The sequence below is a fragment of the Geomonas diazotrophica genome (genome assembly GCF_018919385.1).
Taxonomy (GTDB): domain Bacteria; phylum Desulfobacterota; class Desulfuromonadia; order Geobacterales; family Geobacteraceae; genus Geomonas; species Geomonas diazotrophica.
Genome location: NZ_JAHLMF010000004.1, coordinates 103,825 through 127,634, shown reverse-complemented (window position 1 = coordinate 127,634; position 23,810 = coordinate 103,825). Strand labels below are relative to the sequence as shown.

15 protein-coding genes are annotated in these 23,810 nt (G+C 63.0%); 14 read left to right on the top strand and 1 reads right to left on the bottom strand.

The window, feature by feature from the left end; all coding sequences use genetic code 11:
* Positions 1–267: 267 nt before the first annotated feature.
* Positions 268–1,293 (bottom strand): tRNA 2-selenouridine(34) synthase MnmH, encoded by a 1,026-nt coding sequence (gene mnmH, locus KOM00_RS05375; RefSeq protein ID WP_216497812.1) that lies wholly within the window; start codon positions 1,291–1,293, stop codon positions 268–270.
* A 229-nt stretch (positions 1,294–1,522) separates the two neighbouring features.
* Between mnmH and secA the strand changes: the two genes are divergently transcribed.
* The 14 genes from secA (at position 1,523) to KOM00_RS05305 (ending at position 23,806) form a co-directional block, all read left to right on the top strand.
* The gene (gene secA / locus KOM00_RS05370) at positions 1,523–4,402 is read left to right on the top strand and encodes a preprotein translocase subunit SecA (protein WP_216497811.1); all 2,880 of its coding nucleotides are present in this window, start codon (positions 1,523–1,525) and stop codon (positions 4,400–4,402) included.
* A 110-nt stretch (positions 4,403–4,512) separates the two neighbouring features.
* On the top strand, positions 4,513–5,688 hold the full coding sequence (argJ, locus tag KOM00_RS05365; RefSeq protein ID WP_216497810.1) for a bifunctional glutamate N-acetyltransferase/amino-acid acetyltransferase ArgJ: 1,176 nt from the start codon (positions 4,513–4,515) through the stop codon (positions 5,686–5,688).
* An 86-nt stretch (positions 5,689–5,774) separates the two neighbouring features.
* On the top strand, positions 5,775–6,182 hold the full coding sequence (locus KOM00_RS05360) for a DUF2914 domain-containing protein (protein ID WP_216497809.1): 408 nt from the start codon (positions 5,775–5,777) through the stop codon (positions 6,180–6,182).
* A 66-nt stretch (positions 6,183–6,248) separates the two neighbouring features.
* A complete protein-coding gene (locus KOM00_RS05355) occupies positions 6,249–7,397 on the top strand; it encodes a serine hydrolase domain-containing protein (protein ID WP_236026757.1) in 1,149 nt (382 codons plus the stop codon).
* A 237-nt stretch (positions 7,398–7,634) separates the two neighbouring features.
* Positions 7,635–8,915 carry a response regulator gene (locus tag KOM00_RS05350; RefSeq protein WP_216497807.1) on the top strand — a complete coding sequence of 427 codons (1,281 nt, stop codon included), beginning with the start codon at positions 7,635–7,637 and terminating at the stop codon, positions 8,913–8,915.
* A 295-nt stretch (positions 8,916–9,210) separates the two neighbouring features.
* Positions 9,211–11,877: a valine--tRNA ligase gene (locus KOM00_RS05345; protein WP_216497806.1), complete on the top strand. Its 2,667-nt coding sequence runs from the start codon at positions 9,211–9,213 to the stop codon at positions 11,875–11,877.
* A gap of 123 nt (positions 11,878–12,000) precedes the next feature.
* A complete protein-coding gene (locus KOM00_RS05340; RefSeq protein WP_216497805.1) occupies positions 12,001–12,825 on the top strand; it encodes a prepilin peptidase in 825 nt (274 codons plus the stop codon).
* 10 nt (positions 12,826–12,835) lie between these two features.
* The gene (locus tag KOM00_RS05335) at positions 12,836–14,311 is read left to right on the top strand and encodes a sensor histidine kinase (protein ID WP_216497804.1); all 1,476 of its coding nucleotides are present in this window, start codon (positions 12,836–12,838) and stop codon (positions 14,309–14,311) included.
* Between the two features lie 81 nt (positions 14,312–14,392).
* A complete protein-coding gene (locus KOM00_RS05330; protein ID WP_216497803.1) occupies positions 14,393–15,760 on the top strand; it encodes a sigma-54-dependent transcriptional regulator in 1,368 nt (455 codons plus the stop codon).
* A 219-nt stretch (positions 15,761–15,979) separates the two neighbouring features.
* Entirely contained in the window at positions 15,980–16,774 is a 795-nt protein-coding gene (locus tag KOM00_RS05325) for a DsbC family protein (protein WP_216497802.1), read from the top strand.
* 63 nt (positions 16,775–16,837) lie between these two features.
* On the top strand, positions 16,838–21,733 hold the full coding sequence (locus KOM00_RS05320; RefSeq protein ID WP_216497801.1) for a pilus assembly protein: 4,896 nt from the start codon (positions 16,838–16,840) through the stop codon (positions 21,731–21,733).
* 3 nt (positions 21,734–21,736) lie between these two features.
* Positions 21,737–22,222, top strand: coding sequence for a pilus assembly FimT family protein (locus tag KOM00_RS05315; protein ID WP_216497800.1), 486 nt, complete (start codon positions 21,737–21,739; stop codon positions 22,220–22,222).
* The gene (locus tag KOM00_RS05310; protein WP_216497799.1) at positions 22,194–22,604 is read left to right on the top strand and encodes a type IV pilus modification PilV family protein; all 411 of its coding nucleotides are present in this window, start codon (positions 22,194–22,196) and stop codon (positions 22,602–22,604) included. The genes KOM00_RS05315 and KOM00_RS05310 overlap by 29 nt, the downstream gene beginning before the upstream one ends.
* A 14-nt stretch (positions 22,605–22,618) precedes the next feature.
* Positions 22,619–23,806, top strand: a complete 1,188-nt coding sequence (locus KOM00_RS05305) for a PilW family protein (protein WP_216497798.1) — start codon at positions 22,619–22,621, stop codon at positions 23,804–23,806.
* Positions 23,807–23,810: the final 4 nt, after the last annotated feature.

Genomic DNA, 23,810 nt, shown 5'->3' with positions numbered 1-23,810 from the left:
GCAGGGATCAGGGATCAGGGGGTGCGGTTCCCGGTAGGGGCAAATAATCATTTGCCCAGCCGCTGGTGCACCTTGCTCCGCGGTGGGAGATGAGGCGCCGCGGGCGCCAGGGCGAATGATTATTCGCCCCTACAGGTAGATGCGGCTCCGCGGTGGGCGCCAGGGCGAATGGTTATTCGCCCCTACAGGTAGACGCCTCGGGTGGTTGTCTGCGGCCGCCTCGGTTGGTCGCCGGCGGCAGCGTCGGTCGGTTATCGCGGCGCGACCTTACCCTGCCGACCGCTGCGCCAGGAAACGCTCCAGTTCTTGGGCGGCATGGTCGAAATCCTCCATGTCGAGCTGGTAGTCCGCCTCCCAGGTCCGGTTCTTGTAGTAGACCTTGTCGTAGTAGTCGCAGACCAGCCCCTTCATGAACTCGTCCATCTCCCAGCGCTCGAGGTTGCCGGCAAGTTCCTCGCACCGTTTCCCCCCGAGCTTCTTTCTGATCCGCTGCAGCGCGTCCCCCATCTCATCCTTGTAGGCGGGGAGCCCGTACTCGTCGATCAGTCTCTGCACCCTGGTCTCGAGTGTGGCGTGGCACCACACCCTGATGCCCTGCGCCATCTTCTGGTAGAAGTCACCGGGCAGCGACACGCGACCGATGCGCTCGCTCTCCCCTTCCAGGATGAGCGGCTGTCCCGCGGGAGCCTTGCGGCAGGCGTCCCACAAAAGCGTCTCGAAGCGCTTCTGGGTGAGATCCTGGTTCAGGCCGAGCTGGCCGAAGGCGGAGCCGCGATGGCAGGCGAGACCTTCGAGGTCGAGCACCGAGTTGCCCCGCTCCTTGAGGAGCTGCAGCAAGGTGGTCTTGCCGATGCCGGTCATGCCGTGCAGCACGATGAGCGGCGTCTTGGGGAGGTAGGGGGTGAAGTATTCGCTGACCACGTGGCGGTAGCTCTTGTAGCCGCCGATCAGCTGGATGGCCTTCAACCCGGCCAGGTCGAGAATGGAGGTGACCGTCTTGCTGCGCAGACCGCCGCGCCAGCAATAGACCAGGATGGGCCTCCCCGCGGCGGAGTCGGCGATGTACCGCACCATCTCCGGGAAGCGATGCGCGGTCAGCTCGAGACCGCGCCGGCGCGCGGCGTAGGGTCCGGACTCCTTGTGCAGTATGCCGATCTCGACCCGCTCCTCGTTGGTGAGCAGGGGGACGTTGATGGCTCCGGGGATGTGGTCCTCTTCGAATTCCAGGGGGGTGCGGACGTCCACCAGGAGATGACTGTCGATGAGTTCTTCGCTAAACGGTGTTGTTTCCACTACTGTTGGCTCCTTTGGCGGGCTCATTATAGAGATGCACCGCGTTGATTGCAACAATCAGGACGAATTATTATTCGTCCCTGCCGTCGCCTCCGCCCCTGTTGCACCTTTTCCTAAAACCCCGGAATCCCCTCCATAGCAGGCGCCTTTTCAGTTGAGGGTTTCTCACTTTTATGGTAGCGTACACTGTTTTTTTTATCCTGTTTTCACGGCTAAGGAGATTTCATAGATGTTTGGCGCGCTTATAAAGAAGTTTGTCGGGAGCAAGAACGAGCGGGAGTTGAAGCGTCTCTGGCCCATTGTGGATCGCATCAACCAGCTGGAAGCCGAGATGCTCAAGCTCTCCGACGACGAGCTGCGCGGCAAGACCGCCCAGTTCAAAGAGCGCTATGCCAAGGGGGAGAGCCTGGACTCCATGCTCCCCGAGGCGTTCGCCGTTTGCCGCGAGGCGGGCAAGCGCGTGCTCGGGATGCGCCACTTCGATGTGCAGCTGATCGGCGGCATGGTGCTCCACTCCGGCAAGATCGCCGAGATGAAGACCGGCGAGGGCAAGACCCTGGTGGCGACTCTTCCGTCCTACCTGAACGGCATCTCCGGCAAGGGCGTGCACGTGGTCACGGTCAACGACTACCTGGCCAAGCGCGACGCCGACTGGATGGGGCGCATCCATAAATTCCTGGGGCTGTCGGTAGGGGTGATCGTGCACGGGCTGGAGGACTGGGAGCGCCGCGAGGCATACGCAGCCGACGTCACCTACGGCACCAACAACGAGTTCGGCTTCGACTACCTGCGCGACAACATGAAGTTCGACCTGGCCGACTACGTCCAGCGCCCGTTCAACTTCGCGGTCGTCGACGAGGTGGACTCCATCCTCATCGACGAGGCGAGGACCCCGCTCATCATCTCCGGTCCGACCGAGGACTCCACGGACAAGTACTACATCATCGACCGGATCATCCCGATGCTCAAGAAGGGCGAGGTGATCGAGGTCGAGGCCAACACCCTCTCCGGCAAGCGCAAGACCTACACCGGCGACTTCACCGTCGACGAAAAGGCGAAGAGCGCGGCGCTGACCGAGGAAGGGGTGCTCAAGGTCGAGAAGCTCCTCAAGATAGACAACCTCTACGATCCGAGGAACATGGAGATCCTGCACCACACCCAGCAGGCGCTCAGGGCGCACGCCCTGTTCAAGCGCGACGTGGATTACGTGGTGCGCGACAACGAGGTCCTCATCGTCGACGAGTTCACCGGCCGCCTCATGCCGGGGCGCCGCTGGTCCGACGGCCTGCACCAGGCCATCGAGGCCAAGGAAGGGGCGAAGATCGAGAACGAGAACCAGACCCTCGCCACCATCACCTTCCAGAACTACTTCCGCATGTACGAGAGGCTCTCGGGCATGACCGGTACCGCGGACACCGAGGCGGAGGAGTTCCACAAGATCTACAAGCTGGACGTCGTGGTCATCCCGACCAACCGCCCGCTTCTGCGCCCGGACTTCCCGGACGTGATCTACAAGACCGAACGCGAGAAGTTCAACGCGGTCATCGCCGAGATCAAGGAACTGCACGCCAAGGGGCAGCCGATCCTGGTCGGCACCATCTCCATCGAGAAGTCCGAGCAGCTCGCCGAGCTTATGAAACGCGAGGGGATCCCGCACTTCGTCCTCAACGCGAAGCAGCATGAGCGCGAGGCCGAGATCGTGGCCCAAGCCGGGCGCAAGGGGATGGTCACCATCGCCACCAACATGGCCGGCCGCGGTACCGACATCGTCCTTGGGGGGAACCCCGACGGTCTGGCGCGCCAGGAGTTCGGCGGCACGCCGGAGGTGAAGGCCGAGGCCTTCGTGGAAGCCTTCGCCAAGGCGCAGGGTGAGGGGGCGGCAGACAAGGAACTGCTCCAGGCACTGGAGCGGGATTTCCCCGGGAGTTCCGCCGCCGTCGCCGGGTATCTGGACCAGCATGACGAAATCGACTTCGAGGAGCTGCAGGAACTGGTGCTCCCCGTATTCAAGAAGCAGTTCGACGCCATCGTCGACAAACACAAGCCGATCTGCGCCGCAGAGCACGACGAGGTGGTGGCCCTGGGCGGCCTGCACATCCTGGGCACCGAGCGCCACGAGTCGCGCCGCATCGACAACCAGTTGCGCGGCCGTTCCGGCCGCCAGGGCGACCCGGGCTCCTCGCGCTTCTACCTCTCGCTCGAGGACGACCTTTTGCGCATCTTCGGTTCCGAGCGCGTCTCCATGATCATGGACAAACTCGGCATCGAAGAGGGGGAGGCGATCACCCACGGCCTGATCACCCGGGCCATCGAGAACGCCCAGAAAAAGGTCGAGGCGCACAACTTCGAGATCAGGAAGCACCTGATCGAGTACGACGACGTCATGAACAAGCAGCGCGAGGTGATCTACACCCAGAGGAAGGAGATCCTCGCCGGCAACGAGATCAGGAAGAGCTTCGTCGGCATGCTGGACGAGACCGTGACCGACGTGGTCCAGGCCTTCGTGATCGACCGCACCCCGGCGCGCGAGTGGGACTGGCAGGGGATCACCGACACCGTGTTCAAGCTGTTCGGCTTCAACCTCGACCTCACCCCGGAGCTCTTCGACCGCATCACCCCGGTCAACTTCGAGGAGACGCTGAGAAGCGGCACCCGCGATCGTTTCAACCAGAAGGTGACCGAGTTCGGCGACGAGCTCATGGATCACCTGATCAAGGTGATCATGCTCCAGGTCATCGACACCCAGTGGAAGGATCACCTCCTTTCCATCGACCACCTGAAGGAAGGCATCGGCCTGCGCGGCTACGGTCAGAAGGATCCGAAGCAGGAGTACAAGCGTGAGGCCTACCAGCTCTTCATGGACATGATGAACAGGATCCGTCAGGAAGTGGTGGAGAAGATCTTCTGGGTGCAGGTAGGGACCGAGGAAGACCTGGAGCAGTACGAACTGGAGCAGCCCAGCCCGCAGAAGATGGTTTTCAACCTGGTGGAGGAAAACGAAGAAGAAGCGGTGGGCCACTCCCCCGCCAAGAGTGCGCGGAGCGCCGGCCGCAACGAGCCGTGCCCCTGCGGCAGCGGCAAGAAGTACAAGAAGTGCTGCGGCAAGTAAAAAGCGAGGTTGAGGTTTCCGTTCGCTTCGCTCACAGGCTGAGGTCGAGAAAAACCCGCGTTTAAAGCTTCTCTTAACCTCAACCTTAACCTTAAACCTGAGGTTCAACTATGAAAGGTTTTCGCTTTTCGGCCGTCGAGGCGGCCATAAAGAAGCCGGGACGGCTCGACCTGGCGCTGATATTTTCGGATTTCCCCGCCCAGGTGGCGGCGGTCTATACCACCAACAAGGTGCAGGCGGCACCGGTGATCATCTCGCGCCAGCGCTCGCATAACGGCAAGTGCCGCGCGCTCCTGGTCAACAGCGGCAACGCCAACGCCTGCACCGGCCAACAGGGGATGACGGACGCGCTCGAGTGCGGCAGGAAAACAGCCGAGGCGCTCGGTCTCTCCGACGAGGAACTCCTGATCGCCTCGACCGGCGTCATCGGCCAGCCCCTCCCCATGGAACGCTTCAGGAAGGGGATCCAGCCCCTGGTGGACGGCCTCGACCATGGCACGCTGGACGACGTGGCCAAGGCGATCATGACCACGGACACCTTCGAGAAGATCGAGAGGCGCAGCGGCGAGGCCGGCGGCAAGCCCTACAGCATCTGGGGAATCGCCAAGGGGGCCGGGATGATCCATCCCAACATGGCCACCATGCTCTCCTTCCTGGTAACCGATGCCGAGGTGGATGGCGCCTTCCTGAAGAGCGCTTTCGCCCAGGCGGTGGACGGTTCCTTCAACGCCATCACGGTGGACAACGACACCTCCACCAACGACACGGCCCTCATCTTCGCCAACGGCGCGGCGGGGAACCCGGTCATCAAGGGGGGGACTCCGGAAGGGGCCGATTTCGCAGCTCTCCTGCACGACCTGCTTCTCTCCCTGGCCAAGCTGATCGTGAAGGACGGCGAGGGGGCGACCAAGTTCGTCGAAATCAGGGTGAAAGGTGGCGCGACCCAGGCGGACGCCAAGAAGGCCGCGCTCGCCGTCGCCAACTCCATGCTGGTCAAGACCGCCTTCTTCGGCCAGGACGCCAACTGGGGCAGGATCATCGCGGCGATCGGGTACTCCGGGGCGCAGGTGGAGCAGGAGCGGGTGGAGATCCGCTTCGACGACGTGCTGATGGCCACCGGCGGCATTTTCGCCGGCGGCGACGCCGAGGCGGCCGGTACCCGCGTGCTGCAGCAAAAGGAATTCAAGGTCGCCATCGACCTCAAGATCGGCGGCGGAGAGGCCGTGGTCTACACCAGCGATCTCTCCTACGACTACGTCCGCATCAACGCCGACTACAGGACCTGATACTATTGACGCTGCCGCTTTCCGCCCGGGGCGGCACCGGCACAACGCCGGTATCTACACTCTCCGCAAACGCTGCTGGAGGCACAATGAGCCGTACCACGATTGTTTCGATCGCAACCGCTGTACTGTTGGCAACCCTCGCCGGCTGGAGCCAGTCGTGGGCGGGCGACCTGAAAATCACCGAGATGGCGGTCACCACCAAGATCGTAAAAGGCAACCCGATCGACTCGGTCCGTCGCATCTCGTCCACCTCGGTCAAGGCGCTCTACTGCTTCACCAGGTTCTCGGCCCCCGAAGATACCAACACCACCATCAAGCAGATCTGGTACATAAACGACGAGGCAGTGGCGGAATACGAGCTGCCGGTCAAGGGGGCACACTGGCGCACCTACAGCCGCAAGGTGGTCGAAAAGGGGCTCTCCGGCGATTGGCGCTGCGATGCGGTGGACAGCGAGGGGAAGGTCCTCAAGTCGGTCACCTTCAAGATGAATTAACCACGGCAGTACCCCGCAAGGACCGAGAGAGTCACATTGAGATTGAACACGTATTTTAGGGTGCGCTTGCGCCCCCTGCTGAGCAGTATCTGCGGCTGTCTGTTGGCCATCTTCCTCGCCACCGCCTGCCGCGCCGCCGACCAGCCCCGCATCGACTCGCTGATGAATGAGGCGATGGGACGCAACCTCATCGCCGGCGGGGTCGTCCTCATAGGCAACCGCGACAAGATCCTCTTCGAGAAGGCGTACGGACGCCTCTCCCCGTTCCCCGACGCACCTCCCATGGCGGCCGACGCCATCTTCGACGTCGCCTCGCTGACCAAGGTCATCGCCACCACCCCCTCCATCCTGAAGCTGGCGGAAGAGGGCAGGATCTCGCTGCTCGACCCCGTAACCAGGTGGTTTCCGGAGCTGGCAGGGAAGGGGAAGGATGCGGTCCTGGTGATGAACCTTTTGACCCATACCTCCGGACTGGACGACATCCCGCTCTCCAGCGTGAATCCCATGCAAAGCGCCATCGAGGGCGCCGCCGCCCAGAAGCTCAAGGGGGAGGTGGGAAGCCGCTTCCGCTATGCCGACCTGAACTTCATCCTGCTCGCGGAGCTGGTGCGCCGCGCCACCGGCGCTCCGCTCGACCTCTACGCCCAGGTCTCCTTCTACCGTCCGCTGGGGATGGCCGACACCGCCTTCCATCCCAAGGAGACGGGGCGCTGTTCCGGAACGATCAGCGACGAGCGCGTCCTCTTCGGCGAACCCCAGGACTACCTTTGCCGCCAGTTGGGAGGCGTGGCCGGGCATGCCGGGCTCTTCGCCACCGCCCGGGACCTCTCCCGCTTCTGCCGGATGATGCTCTCCGGCGGGACCCTGGAGGGGAGGCGCGTTCTCGCGCAGCGCACCGTGGACCAGATGACTGCGCCTTACTTCTCGCGCGGCGGCACCGTGGTCAGGGGGCTTGGGTGGGACATCTCCTCTCCCTTCTCCGCGCCCCGCGGGCAGGGATTCTCCCGGGTCTCCTTCGGCCACACCGGGTACTCGGGGTCGTCGATCTGGATCGACCCGGCCACCGACACCTTCGTCATTCTGCTCACTTCGCGTCTTGAATACAAAAAGGTGCACGAGATCAACAAGTTGCGTGGCGATATCTCGACGCTGGCCGCCCAGATCTTCGGCATTCCCGTTGAGTTCGGAGACATGGCCCGTTTCAATGACGAGTGATTAATAAGAAAGGGCAAAAACCTTGACACCCTACGCCCTTTATGCTAGCTTTTTTTACCATTTTTAGTGTCATACTGGATGTATTTGCGCCTGATTACGAACTGCCATTTCTGTCTGTCCTACGCACGAGAAATCCTGTGAGCACTTCCCGGATCAGCTCTGTATCAGCCGGACGACTCGAATTTGTCGTGGCAACAATAACTCCTGAAGTAAGCTTCCTAAGTAGAGGGGGGATAGATGGGCAATAGACTGCTCCTCGCCGATGACAGCATCACCATTCAGAAGGTCGTGGCGATCATCTTCGCCAATGAGGAGTTTGAGCTGACCGTTGTCGACAACGGTACTGCTGCCCTTGAGAAGGCGCGGGAGACCAAGCCGGACGTGATGCTGGTCGACGCGCTGATGCCCGGCAAGACCGGCTACGAGGTCTGCGCCGAGATCCGTCGCGACCCCGTGCTCGGCGCGGTCCCCATCATCCTCCTGATCGGCGCCTTCGAGCCGCTGGACGAGGAGAAGGCGCGGGAATGCGGTGCCGATGCCACCATCTCCAAGCCCTTCGAATCGCAGCAGTTGATCGACAGGGTCAAGGAGATGCTGGAACTGGGCAAGACCAGAAAGACCGCTCCCCCGGTGGCACAGCCGGCAGCCCCGGCTCCCGCAGCCGAGGAAATCTGGGGCGATCTCTCCTCCCTGGACGCCATGGCCCCGGCCGCAGCCGCCCCGGTAGCCGCAGCACCGGCCGCCGCTGCTCCGGCTGCCGCCGAGGAAGACATCTGGGAGAGCGTCGGCATCGAAACCGAGCCCGCCTGGGAGGCCCCCGCCGCTCCGCCAGAGCCGGCCTGGGAGGCCCCGGTTGCAGCCGCCGCTCCTGCCGCGCAGGTGGAGCCGGTCGAGGCGAGCATGGAAGACGACCTGTGGGGTGCCTTCGAGCTGGAGGAGGAGACTCCCGCCGCTGCCGTTGAGGCGCCGTCCGAGCTGTTCGGAGTGGTGGAGCCGGAGGCGGCGGACGAGTCCGAGTTCGAGGCTGAAGAGATTTTCAACTTCGACGAAACCGAAGAGATCGAAGAGACCGGCCCGGCGCTCGACCTGGAGGAGCCGGCCGTTGATTCCTCGCTCACCGTCAGCGAGGAGGAGTTCTTCGCTTTCAGCGAGGAGCCGGAAGCCGCGGTGGCGGTACCCGCGCAGGCCGAGACCGAGGCCGAGGCCGAGGCGTTCGGGGTGCCGGAGTACGAGCCCTTCGAGTTCGAGGCGGAGGAACCCGCGCCGCAGGCCGCAGCGCCTGCTGCAGCGGCACAGCCCGAACCCGTCTTTGCGGCCCCCGCCGCAGTGACGCCCGTTCAGGCCGCAGCCCCGCAGCCCGCGGCCGTTGCCGAACTGACCGAGGACCAACTGGTGGCCGCACTCTCCAAGGTGTCCCGCGAGGTGATCGAGCGAATCGTCTGGGAAGTGGTCCCCGATCTGGCCGAGGTGATCATCAAGGAAGAAATCAGAAAACTGAAGAGCGGCGTACGCGACTAAGGCGGACGTCTTACGCGCATCCGCTTATGAAACAGGGGATTTTACGATCCCCTTTTTTCATACTGGGGCACTCCCACCGTTAATGGCCTAGCCACCCTCTCCCCCCGGGAGAGGGACGGGGTGAGGGCGATGCGATAGGCGATGTCCCTGGCGGCGTCTCCCTCACCCGGCCTTCGGTCACCCTCTCCCGGAGGGAGGAGGGGACCTCGGGCGGGCTGGCGCGCAGGCGCTAACGAAGATTTCAAGCTGTGCAGGGCCAACCCTGCTAGAGCATTTTTAAAATGAGGTAGATTAGATGGCAAACAAAGAGCTGGAAAAGGTTTACGAGCCGAAAAGCGTTGAGCAGAAGTGGTACCAGGAGTGGGAAGGGAAGGGGTACTTCCATGCCGTCGTCCCCTCCGACAAGCCGAGCTACTCCATCGTCATCCCCCCCCCGAACATCACCGGCGTGCTGCACATGGGGCACGCCCTGAACAATACCCTGCAGGACATCCTGTGCCGCTGGAAGCGGATGAGCGGCTACAACGTGCTCTGGATGCCGGGCACCGACCACGCCGGGATCGCCACCCAGAACGTGGTCGAGCGCCAGCTCGCCGCCGAAGGGAAGGATCGTTTCGAACTGGGCCGCGAAGGGTTCATCGAGCGGGTCTGGCAGTGGAAGGGTGAGTCGGGCGGGCAGATCATCGGACAGTTGAAGCGTCTCGGCGCCTCCTGCGACTGGGAGCGCGAACGCTTCACCATGGACGCCGGGCTTTCCAAGGCGGTGCGCGAGGTGTTCGTGCGCCTGTACCAGGAGAAACTGATCTACCGCGACAACCGCCTGATCAACTGGTGCCCGCGCTGCCACACCGCGCTCTCCGACATCGAGGTCGAGCACGAGGACAAGGCGGGGAACCTCTGGCACCTGCGCTACCCGGTGGTGGGGAGCGACGAGTACGTGGTGGTCGCCACCACCCGTCCCGAGACCATGCTGGGGGACACCGCCGTGGCCGTGCACCCCGAGGACGAGCGCTACAGCCACCTGATCGGGAAGAAGGTCATGCTCCCCTTGGTGAACCGCGAGATCCCGGTCATCGCCGACGACTACGTCGACCGCGAGTTCGGCACCGGCGTGGTGAAGATCACCCCGGCGCACGACTTCAACGACTTCGAGATGGGCCTCAGGCACAACCTCGACCGCATCAACGTCTTCGACGAGTCCGGCGTGGTGAACGCCGCCGGCAAGCAGTACGAGGGGATGGACCGCTTCGCCGCCAGGAAACAGGTCGTGGCCGACCTCGAGGCTGCCGGACTTCTCGAGAAGATCCAGGATCACGCCCTCTCCGTCGGCGGCTGCTACCGCTGCAAGACCGTCGTCGAGCCGTACATGTCCCTGCAGTGGTACGTGAAGGTGGGACCGCTTGCCGAGCGCGCCCTTGGCGCCGTCAAGGACGGGCGCACCAAGATCGTGCCGCAGCAGTGGGAAAACACCTACTACGACTGGATGGAGAACATCCGCGACTGGTGCATCTCGCGCCAGATCTGGTGGGGACACCGGATTCCCGCCTGGTACTGCGACCACTGCGGTCACATCACCGTGGCCAAGGAAGACCCGACCGCGTGCAGCCAGTGCGGCTCCGACGAGATCCGCCAGGAAACCGACGTGCTCGACACCTGGTTCTCCTCGGCCCTCTGGCCCTTCTCCACCATGGGGTGGCCGGAAAAGACCCCGGAGCTGTCCGCCTTCTACCCGACCTCCTGCCTGGTTACCGGCTTCGACATCCTCTTCTTCTGGGTGGCCCGCATGATGATGATGGGGCTGCACTTCATGGACGAGGTCCCCTTCACCGACGTCTACATCCACGCCCTGGTGCGCGACGCGCAGGGGCAGAAGATGTCCAAGTCCAAGGGGAACGTGATCGATCCGCTGACCGTCATCGACGCCTACGGCACCGACGCCTTCCGCTTCACCCTGGCTGCCTTCGCCGCGCAGGGGCGCGACATCAAGCTCGCCGAGGAGAGGATCGCCGGCTACCGCAACTTCGCCAACAAGATCTGGAACGCATCGCGTTTCGCCATGATGAACCTGGAAGGGTTCGATCCGGATCAGGTCGATGTCGAGTCGCTCAAGCTCTCCAACGCGGACCGCTGGATCCTGTACCGCCTCAACGAGGCTGCAGGTTCATTGGACTCGGCGCTGACCGGGTTCCGTTTCAACGAGGCGGCCAGCGAGTTGTACCGCTTCACCTGGAGCGAGTTCTGCGACTGGTACATCGAGTTGGCCAAGGACGATCTCTACAAGGGTGACGCCGAGCGCCAGGCGGCGGCGAAATACGTGCTCTGGCTGGTGTTGGAGAACCTCCTGCGCCTTTTGCATCCGTTCATGCCCTTCATCACCGAGGAGATCTGGCAGGCCCTGCCCAAGAAGAAAGGCGCCGCCGATTCCATCATGATCTCCGACTTCCCGACCCCGCGCGAGGAGTGGGCGGGCTACGCCTCCGCCGCCGTCGAGATGGAACTGGTGATGGAAGTCATCAAGGGGATCAGGAACATCAGGGGCGAGATGGAAGTTGCCCCGAGCAAGCAGATCGCCGCCATCCTCGACTGCAAGTCCGAGTCGAGCCTCAAGCTGCTCAAGAAGAACGAGGTCTACGTGATGAGCCTCGCCCGTCTTTCCGACCTTGCCATCGGGCAGGGGATCGAGCGTCCCGCCGAGGCCTCGCTGCAGGTGGCAGGCGACGTCGAGATCATCGTGCCGCTCAAGGGGCTCGTGAACGTCGAGGAAGAAGAGAAGCGTCTCAACAAGGAGATCGCCAAGATCGAGAAGGACATCGAGTTCCTCTCCAAGAAACTGGAGAACCCGAGCTTCATCGAGCGTGCGCCCGCCGACGTGGTCGAGAAGGAGCGCGAGAAGATCGCCGAGTTCGGCAACAAGAAGAAGCTCCTCCAGGAGAGCCTGGAGAAGATCCTGAGGCTCAAGTAGACCAAAAACCGGTTCTACGTTCTATGTTCTAAGTTGTCCTTGCCGCTGTCACAGGAGCAGTTAGGAGGGCTTTTCACGTAGAACTTAGAACGTAGAACCTAGAACGGCCGTTAAGAGGTTTCCTTGACTCCTTACATCATCTACGCCGTATTCGCTTTCCTGCTGGGGGCCGTGGTAGGCTCCTTCCTGAACGTCTGCATCTGCCGGATGCCGCACGACGAGTCGGTGGTGTCACCCCCGTCGCACTGCCCCAAGTGCGACTACCAGATCCGCTGGTACGACAACATCCCGATCCTGAGCTACCTGCTGCTCGGGGGAAAGTGCCGCTCCTGCGGCGCACGCATCTCGATCCAGTACCCGCTGGTCGAGCTCCTGAACGGCCTACTTTCCCTGGCCCTTTTCTTCAAGTTCTTCCCGCAGCGTCTGTTCGAGGAAGGGGCCCCGGTCCAGTTCCTGTTCACCGGTCTGTTCTACTTCGGGGTGCTCTTCGTATTCTGCAGCGCCCTGGTCGTGGTCACCTTCATCGACCTGGAACACCAGATCATCCCGGACCGCATCACCCTGCCCGGCATCGTCCTCGGCTTTCTCATCTCGTTCTTCATCCCGCAGCTGGGCTGGCTCAACTCCCTGATCGGCATCATTGCCGGAGGCGGCAGCCTGCTCCTCATCGCCTGGATCTACCAGGTCGTCGCCAAGAAGGACGGCATGGGAGGGGGCGACGTGAAGCTCCTGGCCATGATGGGGGCCTTCCTCGGCTGGAAATCGATCCTGTTCATCGTCTTCGTGTCTTCCCTTTTGGGGTCGATCATAGGTGTCACCCTCATGCTGATCCGCAAGAAGGACTCCACACTCGCCATACCGTTCGGCCCGTTCCTCGCGGGGGGCGCCGTGCTGTACGTCTTCTACGGCAGGCGCATCATCAACTGGTACCTGAACGTGGGAAGCTGAAGCGGCGGCTATGAGACCATTCCGGTTCAGCCTCACTTTCTACATCCTCTCCGCCCTGAGCATGCTGCTCGTGCTCACCTGGGCCCTCCTCTCTCTGATCTCCTTCAAAACCTCCGAAAACGACCTCCTGGCCCAGAAGGGAGAGGACGCCAAGCAGCTCCTGGCCGCCATCGTGTCGGCCCTGCCGCGTCCCTTGGCCCCGCCGGACCCCGAAAGCCAGGTAGTGCAGTATCTCGAGCAGCTGAGACGCGACCGGAGTTTCGCCGGGCTGGTGGTGGTCGACCAGGGGGGGCGGCGGCTCTACGCGGTTGCCGACGGCAGCGATACGGATAGCAACCTTCTCGCTGTCCTGGCCAGCGGGCGGTCCTTTTTCCAGATCTCCCCGGACAAGACGAGCGGCCGCTGCTACGTCGCCATCGTGCAGCAGGGGAAGGTGGTCGGGGCCGCGCGCCTCACGCTGTCGCTGCAACCGGTCCAGGATCGGCTGTCCACGTCCAGGCACCTGTTCCTCGCCTACTTCGCCCTGGACTTCCTGTTGCTCCTCGTTTTCGGATCCTACCTGCTGTCCCGCACCGTGGTCTCGCCCATCAAGCGTCTTCTCTCGGCCACCCGTCGCATCACCGCGGGGGATCTCGGTGTTTCCGTCAACGTGGCGGGGAGCTCCGAGGTCGCCGAGCTCTCGGACGGGTTCAACAGCATGATGGTTGCGCTTCGGGAGAAGAGGGTGGAGGTCGAGGAGAAGGTCGCCTCGCTGAAGTGGGCCAACAAGGAGCTGGTCGAGGCGAGAAACGAGGCGGTTCGTTCCGAAAAGATGGCCTCCGTCGGGCTCCTGGCTGCCGGGATGGCGCACGAGATCGGCACGCCCCTTGCCGCGATCATGGGGTACGGCACCATCCTCGCCGATGAGCTGGCCGCCGACCCGGAAAAGTCCGACTACCTGCGCCGCATCGATGAGGAGTCAAGGCGTATCGACCGCATCGTGCGGGGGCTTTTGGATTACGCCCGTCCCAAGCGTGTGCAGTGGGAGGAAGTGGAGATACGCACCCTGTTGGAAAAGGTGGTGGAACTGCTGGCAGGCCAGGGCGTGCTGAAGCACCTCGAGGTATCCGTCGAGGTCGAAGACGGGCTTGCCGCAGTGCACGCCGACCCGCACCAGCTCGAACAGTTGCTGATCAACCTCATCGTGAACGCGCGGGACGCAATGCCGAAGGGGGGCAACCTGTGGCTAAAGGGGAGGCGCTCCGGAGCCGAAGTGGTCATCGAGGTGGCGGACAACGGCGAGGGGATGCCTCCGGAGCTGCTGAGCAAGGTTTTCGATCCGTTTTTCACCACCAAGGAGCCCGGGAAGGGGACCGGTCTGGGGCTGGCGATCGCAGCGCGGATAGCCGAGTCCTGTGGTGGCAGGCTCGGCGTGCAGAGCGAGCTAGGGAAGGGGAGCCGCTTCACCCTGACGCTGCCGGCCAGTGGACAGGGGGCTAGGGGGTAGGGGCTTGCTGCTGGCAGTTGGCGGCTTTTTCAGCATTCCGGCCAGTCCGACCAGCCCGACCAGTCCGACAAGGAGCACGTTTTGAGCGAGAAAAAGAAAATCCTGGTGGTGGACGACGAGGCGAACCTGCGTCACATGCTCCAGGTCCTCTTGAAAAAGCAGGGTTACCTGGTGGAGCAGTCCGCAGACGGCGCGGACGCCCTGGCCAAGGCGCGCGAGGGAGGCTACGCCTTCATCCTGTGCGACATCCGCATGCCGGTCATGGACGGCAAAAAATTCCTGACTGCCTGCAACGAATCCGGCATCGGCGCCACCATCATCATGATGTCCGCCTACGGCACCGTCGACGATGCCATCGAGTGCATGAAACTTGGTGCCTACGATTACATCTCCAAACCCTTCAACAGCGACGAGATCTCGCTGGTGCTGAAAAAGGCGGAGGAGCGGGAGCGGCTAAAGGACGAGAACCGCAGGCTGCGCGACGCGGTGCGGGGACGCGCCTTCCCCGACATCATAAGCAGAAACGCCCGGATGGCGGAGATCATGGAGCTGGTCAAGAAGCTCTCCGAGCACAAGACCACCGTCCTGATCCAGGGGGAGTCAGGAACGGGCAAGGAACTCGTGGCGCGGGCGCTGCACAACTGCGGCGTGCGCCGCCAGGGCCCCTTCGTCGCCGTGAACTGCGGCGCCATCCCCGCCGCCCTGCTGGAGAGCGAGCTCTTCGGGCACGTCAAGGGGGCCTTCACCGATGCTGGCCACGACAAGATCGGCCTCTTCGAAGAGGCGAACGGCGGCACCCTTTTCCTGGACGAGATAGGGGAGCTTCCGCTTTCGCTGCAGGTCAAGCTGCTGCGGGTGCTGCAGGAGGAGGAGATCCGACGGCTCGGCGCTTCCGCCGCGCAAAAGGTCGATGTCAGGGTGGTATCCGCCACCAGCAGGGACCTGGCCGGGGAAGTCGCGGCAGGAAGGTTCCGCGAGGATCTCTATTTCCGCATCAACGTCTTCGCCCTGTCCCTGCCGCCCCTGCGGGAGCGCGTGGAGGACGTCCCCCTCTTGGTGGACCACTTCCTGGAGAAGCACGGAGAGCGCATGGGGATGCCGGGGGTGCGCCCCACGCCCGAGGCGTTGCAGGCCTTGGTGCGCTACGGCTGGCCGGGTAACGTGAGAGAACTGGAGAACTGCATCGAACGCGGGCTGGTGCTCTGCGATGGTGGCACGCTGGGGCTTGCCTGCCTGCCGGAGGCGGTGCGCAGGGGAGCGGGGCTGGAGGCCAGGGGAGGGGACTTGGTCGACTCCCTCTCGATAAAGAAGGGGGCGGAGGCGCTGGAGCGGCAACTGATCGTGCGCGCGCTGGAACAAACGGCGGGGAACCGGACCCACGCGGCGCGGCTCCTGGAGATCAGCCACCGGGCCCTGCTGTACAAGCTCAAGGAGTACGACCTCGGCTAGCACCCGGCGGACCTCGGCACCGAAAAGGTGCCAATTTTTTGCGGGGTAGGTGCTTCTGCTATGAAAAAAATGCGTAGTTTTTTGCTGTATCCCCGTGCTATGGTATGCCACAACTAACCGTATTGACGCCGAAACAGATGCTTCCGCGCCGCGGTGGAGGCCAAGGCACGGTTGTTGCTCACCTTTCCCGAGCAACGAAATCACCCATGAGGTAGCTGAATGTCCTTCGCGAAAAATCTCACCCGTCTCTTTGCAGCCTGCTTCACCCTGGTCGCTATCGCCATTGCCGCACCCGCCTTCGCCATGTCGGAAGGATGCAGCGGGGACTGCGCCTCCTGCCACTCCATCACGCTCCAGGAGGCGAGCGGTCTCCTGAAGGAGATCGGGCCGGTCAAGGATGTGAAGCCGGCGCCGGTGCGCGGGCTGTACGAGGTGACCTTCGAGCAGGCCGGCAAAACCGGGGTCGCCTATCTCGACTACGGCAAAAAGCACATCATCGCCGGCCAGGTCTTCGACATCGCCTCCAGGCAGCCGGTGGGGGGCTCGGCCCAGCAGGCGAAAACGGAGCGCAAGGAGCGTCTCGATCCGGCCACCCTCACCACCGCCGACGCGCTCATCCTCGGGAACCCGAAGGGGAAAAAGAAGCTGTTCGTTTTCACCGACCCCGAGTGCCCCTACTGCGCCAAGGCCCACGTCGAGCTGAAGAAGCTGGCGGCCCTGGAGCCCGACCTCGCCATCTACATCAAGCTCTACCCCCTGAAGATGCATCCCAAGGCGTACGACAAGTCGCGGGTGATCCTGGCGCAGGGTTCCCTGGAACTCCTGGAGAAATCGTTCGCCGGCGAGCCATTGCCCACCGCTACCGATAAGGACGCCAGAAAGCCGGTGGAGGAGACCATCAAGTTCGCCGAGTCGAACGGGATTGTCTCGACGCCGACGCTGGTTTTGCCAGACGGGAAGATTTTGGTAGGGTACAAGGATGCCGCCGCTATGCGGGAACTGCTGGCGAGGTAACCGACCGTGAATTTTCGTCCGACTTCGACTGAAGCTTTCATGCCCATCTATACGAGGTGTTCAATGGGAAAGACTCTGAACAGGCTCTTGATCAAGAACTTGCCGCTACTGATCCTCACTGCCATGCTTTTACCCGGCGCGGCGCTCGCTGCCGATCCGGGCGACAACTGGTGCATCACCCCTCCCTTCATCACCGGCGGGATCAAGCCGAACCTGTTGCTCATGATCGACAACTCCGCGAGTATGTACGACCTCGGCTACATCGCGGGATCGACATCGGCTGCCCCGACCTACACCTGCGGCACCGGGGCGGGGTCCGCGACGGTCTCCTCATCCTATTGCTTCGATAACACCTACGACGACACCAAGGACTACGAGGGGTACTTCAGCAAGCTCAACAGCGACGGCACCTTCACCTATCCCGTCTACCAGTATTCGGGCGGGAAGTTCGTGGAGATCAATACCGGGGTACCCACGACCACCGGCACCGGCATCTACCGGACCAGCTACGTCTACATAGCCATGTCCGGCGACAATACCGTAACGCCTCCCACCAGGGTGATCGACACCTTCATCGCCAGCGGAAAGTTCCTGAACTGGCTTGCTGCCTCCAAATTCGACATCGAGAAGAAGATCCTGACCGGCGGGAAGTACGTCTCCGGAAGCAGCCTGCTGCAAGGCGAGACCAGGGGGTGTGTCGGCCGGCGTTTCGTCAAGGTGGTGCCGGCCATCTCCGGCCTTTCCTTCGCGGTCCGCGGTCCCACCGCGGTCGAGCCGAACTATGACCCGAGCACCCAGGGGGGGGGGACCCGCATCGAGATCTTCGAGGGGACCTACAACCAGTCCGACTGCCAGTGCGCGGTCTACAACTGGAGTAACGGCAACTACGGTCAGGCCAGCACCGATACCAAGAACTGTCTGGACACCACCAACGCGGACAACGCGCTGGCCACTATCAACCACACCCAGCAGGCATGCTGGAAGATCAAGGACAATATCAGGACCGGCGGTGATATCTGGCAGGGTGTGAGCGTCAACTCCCTGCAGACGGCCTGTGCCAACGTCTACTCGGACCCGAAGACCCCGATCGCACCGGCGGCTCTCACCGACGAGTCCAGCGGCAACTACATCTGCACCAGCGCGGCAACCCATTCGGCTCCGGTCGCGCCCTATATCGGCACCAGTTCTGACACCACCGGCTTCATGGGGAAATGCTGGAGGAACAACAGCGACAAGTGGTTGAACGACGGCGATACCTGCGTCAAGAACGAGATCCTGCACTACTGCATGGGGCAGAACTTCGCGGAAGTGACCGACCCCTCCTCGGTCATCCCCACCAGCGGCAACATCCCGTCGGTACTGATGGATGCCGGGGTGCGCGCCATCGGCTCCCCGGTCGGCCCCGCAGGCAAACCTGGTTACTGCTCCCGCAGGACCACGACCACCTGCTCCACAGATGCGGACTGCTCCACCAAGGTCTGCTCCAACGCACCGGCCACCACTTGCACCAGCAATTCCGACTGCACCTCGCCGGGGACCTGCGTCCCCCAGACCTGTAACAACCCCTTCTACGGAAAGGTGGGGGTCTCGTCGGCCCCGACCGGCCTCATCAATGACTTCGCCAGCAGCATCCGTTTTGGGGTCATGAGCTTCAATAACTACGGCTCGGCGACCGAGTGTGGCAGCACCGTCGGCATGCCTTGTCCCAAGTTCTGCTCCGGCAACCAGAACAAGATGTGCAGCACCGACTCGGACTGCCTCTCCAGCTTGAGCGAAGGGACCTGCCAGGCCGCCACCAACAAGGACGCCAGCAAGGTGCTCGACCACATCGGCACAGCCGTTGGCGACCACAGTTCCGGCTTAATCAACACCATCGACGGCATCCCGGCGGTCTCGTGGACCCCCTTTGCCGAGGCCTTCTACAACGCCATCGCCTACTTCGTCAAGGATGCCACCGCGACTACCGCGACCCTGAACTCGACCAAGTTCACCCCGACGACGGCAGCCATCCAGGAGCCCCTGACCGGTACGGATGACTACACAAACCACAACCCGATCCAGTTCCGCTGCCAGCAAAACAACGTCATGCTGATCACGGACGGCACATCCACCGCGGACAAGAACGACACCATGAGGAACAAGGTCACCGACAGCTCCGGCTACTTCAGGGACCCGAACACGCTGGCCGAGAGCGGCTCCACCTCCGGGGTATGCGGCAGCTATGCGGGGAGTCCCTACATCCACGACCTGAGCTACTTCGCCTATCACCGCAACCTCTTCGATCCGAGCCAGGTCTGCCACGGCACCGGCGCCACCGCCTGCGAGAACGCCCAGACCATCAAGACCCACGTGGTGTACAACGCGCCGTCCAGCACCGGCACGACCAACGTCTGCGATCCATACGTGCAGATGAACATGACCGCGGTGAACGGCGGGACTACGCTGCACAACCCGAACAACCCGACCCAACTGAGAACCGAGCTGAAGGCCGCCCTGGAGAGCATCGCGGCGGGCGCCTCCTCCGGTACCGCGGCGTCGATCCTCAGCAACTCCGAGGGTAGCGGCGCCAACATCCTGCAGGCGGTGTTCTATCCCAAGAAGGTCTTCTACAACCAGACAGAGGCGAGCTGGATCGGTGAAATGCAGAACCTTTGGTACTACGTCGACCCGCAGGTCAACCGCTCCACCATCAGGGAGGATACCGACCAGAACAACGCCTTCGACCTGATCGCGGACAAGGTGGTCAGTTTCCGCTTCGACCCTACTGACAACGTCACCTATGCCTACGTCTCCCAGGACACCAACGGCGACGGGGCGGGGGACACCGCGGAGACCAAGGAGGACAGCGACGATGTGCTCAGTATCTGGCGCGCCGGCAAGACGCTGTGGCAACGCCCGCTCACCGGCACCGGCGCCAGGCCGCGCAAGATCTACACCTCGACCAACGGGACTTCGCTGATCCAGTTCTCGTCGGCGACCTTCCCCAATACCGGCGGCGGGAACAATGCCAACACCCTCGCGTCCTACCTGGACGTGTCCACCACGGATGCGCCCACCCTGATCGACTACGTGCACGGGCTGGAGGAGACCGGCTACCGCTCCAGGACCGTCTCTATCCTCAACAAGAGCACCAACGTGGCAAGCTCCGGGGTCTGGCGCCTGGGTGACATCATCTCGTCCACGCCGCGCATCCAGTCGAACCTCAGGCTGAACGGTTACAACCTGCAGCCTCCCAGCGGTTACAGCGACACCTCGTACACCTCCTACATCCAGTCCAGCGACTACCACAATCGCGGCATGGTGTACGTGGGGGGCAACGACGGGATGCTGCATGCCTTCAACTTCGGCCTCTTGAACGTCACAGCGAGCGGGACCCAGAAGGCGACCCTGAGCAAGCTCTCCAACTCCGACCCTGCCCTGGGCGAGGAGATGTGGGCCTACATCCCTAAACAGGCCCTTCCGTATCTGAAATACTTCGGCGATCCGAAATACAACCATCTGTACTACGTGGACGGCCCGACCCTCCTGCTGGATGCCAGCATCGGCGCGCCCAGCGGCGTTTCCGGCTGCAACGCCACCAGCTACTGGAACTGCACCAAGCTGACCTCGGTGGTCGACGGCGCCAACTCGCTTGACGGCAGCGCCAACCCCTGGCGCAGCATCCTGATCGGGTCCATGGGGATCGGCGGCGCCTCCTCGTCCAGCTGCGGCACCCCCTCCACCAGCAACTGCGTACCGACGCCGCGCACCGACCCTTCCGATACCAGCAAGGGGCTCGGTTTCTCCACCTATTTCGCTCTCGACGTGAGCGACCCGAAGAACCCCTCGCTGATGTGGGAGTTCAACCGCGCGGCGGACAACGACCTCGGCTTCGCCACCACCGGCCCGGCCATCGTCAGGGTAGGGGACCGCGCCAAGAACGGGCGCTGGTTCGCCATCTTCGGATCCGGGCCCACCGGCCCCATCGATACCGACGGCAACCAGTTCCAGGGGCGCTCCAACCAGAACCTGAAGTTCTTCGTGGTCGACCTGAAAACCGGCGAGATGGTCCGGGCCATCGACACCGAAATTGCGGAGGCGTTCGCAGGCTCCATGATGGGCGGTGCCATCGACGCCGACCGCTGGGACTCCAGCGCCAACGGATTCTACCAGGATGACGCCGTCTTCGCCGGATACACCAAGAAGGTCGCCGGCACCCCGGCCACCTGGACCGACGGCGGCGTGATCAGGATCGTCACCCACAACGACACCGACCCTGCCCACTGGACCTGGAGCAAGGTCATCGAGGGGACCGGCCCTGTGGTCACCTCCATAGCCAGGCTCCAGGACCGCAAGAACAAAAAGCTCTGGCTTTACTTCGGCAGCGGCAGGTACTATTACCGCTCCGGCACCGACATCGACGACTACTCGACGCGCCGGTGGATCTACGGCGTCAAGGAGCCCTGCTACAACACCAGCAACCTGCCGGGCAACATCTACGATGCGAGCTGCAGCACCACCGTCGCCCTCGGGGACGTCACCGACCAGTCCTCCTCCATCTCGAGCAGCGTCGGCTCCGGCGGCTGGAAGATCCAGCTGGACGCCTCCACAACCGCCTTCGGCGCCGAGCGTGTGGTCTCCGACGCGGTCACCCTGACCAACGGCACCGTCTTCGTGACCACCTTCGAGCCGACCTCGGATGCCTGCGGATTCGGCGGGAACTCCTTCCTCTGGGCCCTTGGCTACGATACCGGCGGCAGGCCCAGCGACGCCGCATTGGCAGGCAAGGCGCTGATCCAGCTCTCCACAGGCGAATTCAAGGAGGTCGACCTGGCCCAGGCCTTCGGCAGCGGGGCATCGCGTCTGATGCGGCGCACCACGACCCCGATGACCGGCAAGCCGCCGGCCGACGCCTTCCCCGTGGTCAGCAAGAGCGCCAACAAGCCGGTGAAGCGGATCATGCACATCCAGGAGCGCTGAGGCATGAAAGAAAAGGGCTTTACCATAGTCGAGCTGGTGGTGGTGATGGCCATCAGCGGGATACTGCTGGGCATCGGCATGCTGCAGTTCAGTGCCATGCAGAAGAAAGCCGCCGTGGAGGCTGAGGTGCGCACCATCTACAGCAAGCTCACGGAGATTCGGCTGGAGGCGATGTATACCAAAACCCCGCGCCTCGTGCTCTTCAACGGCAACCAGATGACGATCTACCCCGCCGACGTTAGCACAGCTCCCCCGGTTTCCGTGGTCAGCTTCTCCTTCCCGGTGGTGGTCAGTTCCAGTGCCAACCGGGTGCTCTACGACGCGGCCGGCATCATGAATCTCACCGAGCGCTCCATCTGTGTCGAGCCCGGCGGGGCCCCCGCGACCACAGGGAACATGGACAGTGTCGTGGTCTCCGCGGTGAGCAGCAAAATGGGGAAAAGAAGAACAGGAGGTGCCTGTGCTCCAGCCAGCATCGATCAAAAATAACAGCGGCTTCACCCTGATAGAGCTGCTGGTCTCCCTGGTGATCATCGCCGTGGGGATGTTCGGGGTGCTGGAGTGTCTCAACGTGAGCCTGCAGCACAACTTAAGGAACGAATTGCGCAACGAGGCAATCAAGCTCGGCGAGAAATACATGGCCGACTTCCGGGGGATGAACTTCGACGCCATCGCCGACAGTTACCCCGTCACCAACGTCACCAGGCGGGTGAGGGGGGCGAACAAGAACTACGTGGTGGAGCGCAGCAGCCAGGTGCTGCGGACGGAAAGCGCCCAGTCCACCTCGCGCCAGGTCACCGTAGTGGTCAAGTGGGCCTACAGGAACATGACCTCGCAAAACCGCGTGGTATCCGTGGTGGCCAGACCATGAGGGGTGAGGTAACTATGCTCAAAAACAGCCGGGGCTTCACACTGGTCGAGCTGGTGGTGGTCATGGCCATCTTCATTTCGGTGTTGATCGTGGCCTCCAGTGGCTTCAATACGGTGCTCACCCAGGTGGGGCAGCAGAGCAAACAGATGGAGACCGACATCGGCAGCGTCGTGGGGTTGGAGATGTTTCGCTCCGACCTGCAAAATGCCGGCTACGGCCTCCCCTGGTCCTTCCAGGCCACCCCGTCTTCGGCAAAGTACACCGAGGTGGTGAGCGGCGACTCCGGCGGGGCCATGGCCGCGACCTTCTGGTCCGGCGGGCAGAGTCCCCTCACCTACAACGACGCCGGGGTGGGCTCCGGCGTGCCGCGCGCCGTGTTGAGCGGTTCCACCACCTTCAACGGCGGGGCGCAGTACCTGGTGATCAAGTCGCTCTCCGTGGCGAGTTCCACCACCGGGACGCAGAAGAAATCGGTGCAGGTGGCCTACACGGACAGCGGCCGGAGTACCACCAACTGGGGGGACGCCACCCGCGACTTCCAGACCGTGACCGGTGCCACCGAGCGGGTCATCGTGCTCAGGAACACCTTCATCGACCGGATTCCGACGCGCCAGCTGCAGGTGAACGGAGGCAACTTCTCCAGCTACTTCAAGCAGAACCAGTACACGAGCCTCACGCTCCCCCACTCATCGGGCGACATGTTCGAGGTCTACGGGGTGGATGCCGCCACCGAGCCCAGGATGCCCTTCAACCGCGCCGACTACTACGTCAACCGGCCCGCCAACCCGCCTCCGGCCTGCGCCCCCAATACCGGCGTCCTCTACAAGGCGGTGGTGAACCAGGGGGGAGGTTTCACCGAGTACCCGCTGCTTGACTGCGTGGCCGACATGCAGGTGGTCTACGGTATCGGCCCGGCCGGATCCAAGGAGGTCAACCTGCACCAGACCACCCTCCCTGGCACCGGCAGCGCCCAGGATATCAGGGAGCAGTTGAAGGAGATCAGGGTCTACATCCTGGCTCATACCGGCCGCAAAGACACCAGCTACACCCATCCCGATTCCATCATCAACGTCGGGGAGAACTTCGGCGGCACGCTTCAGGGGAGGGCCTTCAACCTCGCCACCCTGATCGGGACAGGCTGGCAGAACTACCGTTGGAAGCTGTACTCCATCGTGGTGCGGCCGCAGAACCTCATCCAATAACGAG

Coding starts and splice junctions, on each gene's coding strand:
- secA (WP_216497811.1), top strand. CDS start 1,523: ATGTTTGGCGCGCTTATAAAGAAGTTTGTCGGGAGCAAGAACGAGCGG.
- argJ (WP_216497810.1), top strand. CDS start 4,513: ATGAAAGGTTTTCGCTTTTCGGCCGTCGAGGCGGCCATAAAGAAGCCG.
- KOM00_RS05360 (WP_216497809.1), top strand. CDS start 5,775: ATGAGCCGTACCACGATTGTTTCGATCGCAACCGCTGTACTGTTGGCA.
- KOM00_RS05350 (WP_216497807.1), top strand. CDS start 7,635: ATGGGCAATAGACTGCTCCTCGCCGATGACAGCATCACCATTCAGAAG.
- KOM00_RS05345 (WP_216497806.1), top strand. CDS start 9,211: ATGGCAAACAAAGAGCTGGAAAAGGTTTACGAGCCGAAAAGCGTTGAG.
- KOM00_RS05335 (WP_216497804.1), top strand. CDS start 12,836: ATGAGACCATTCCGGTTCAGCCTCACTTTCTACATCCTCTCCGCCCTG.
- KOM00_RS05325 (WP_216497802.1), top strand. CDS start 15,980: ATGTCCTTCGCGAAAAATCTCACCCGTCTCTTTGCAGCCTGCTTCACC.
- KOM00_RS05320 (WP_216497801.1), top strand. CDS start 16,838: ATGGGAAAGACTCTGAACAGGCTCTTGATCAAGAACTTGCCGCTACTG.
- KOM00_RS05315 (WP_216497800.1), top strand. CDS start 21,737: ATGAAAGAAAAGGGCTTTACCATAGTCGAGCTGGTGGTGGTGATGGCC.
- KOM00_RS05305 (WP_216497798.1), top strand. CDS start 22,619: ATGCTCAAAAACAGCCGGGGCTTCACACTGGTCGAGCTGGTGGTGGTC.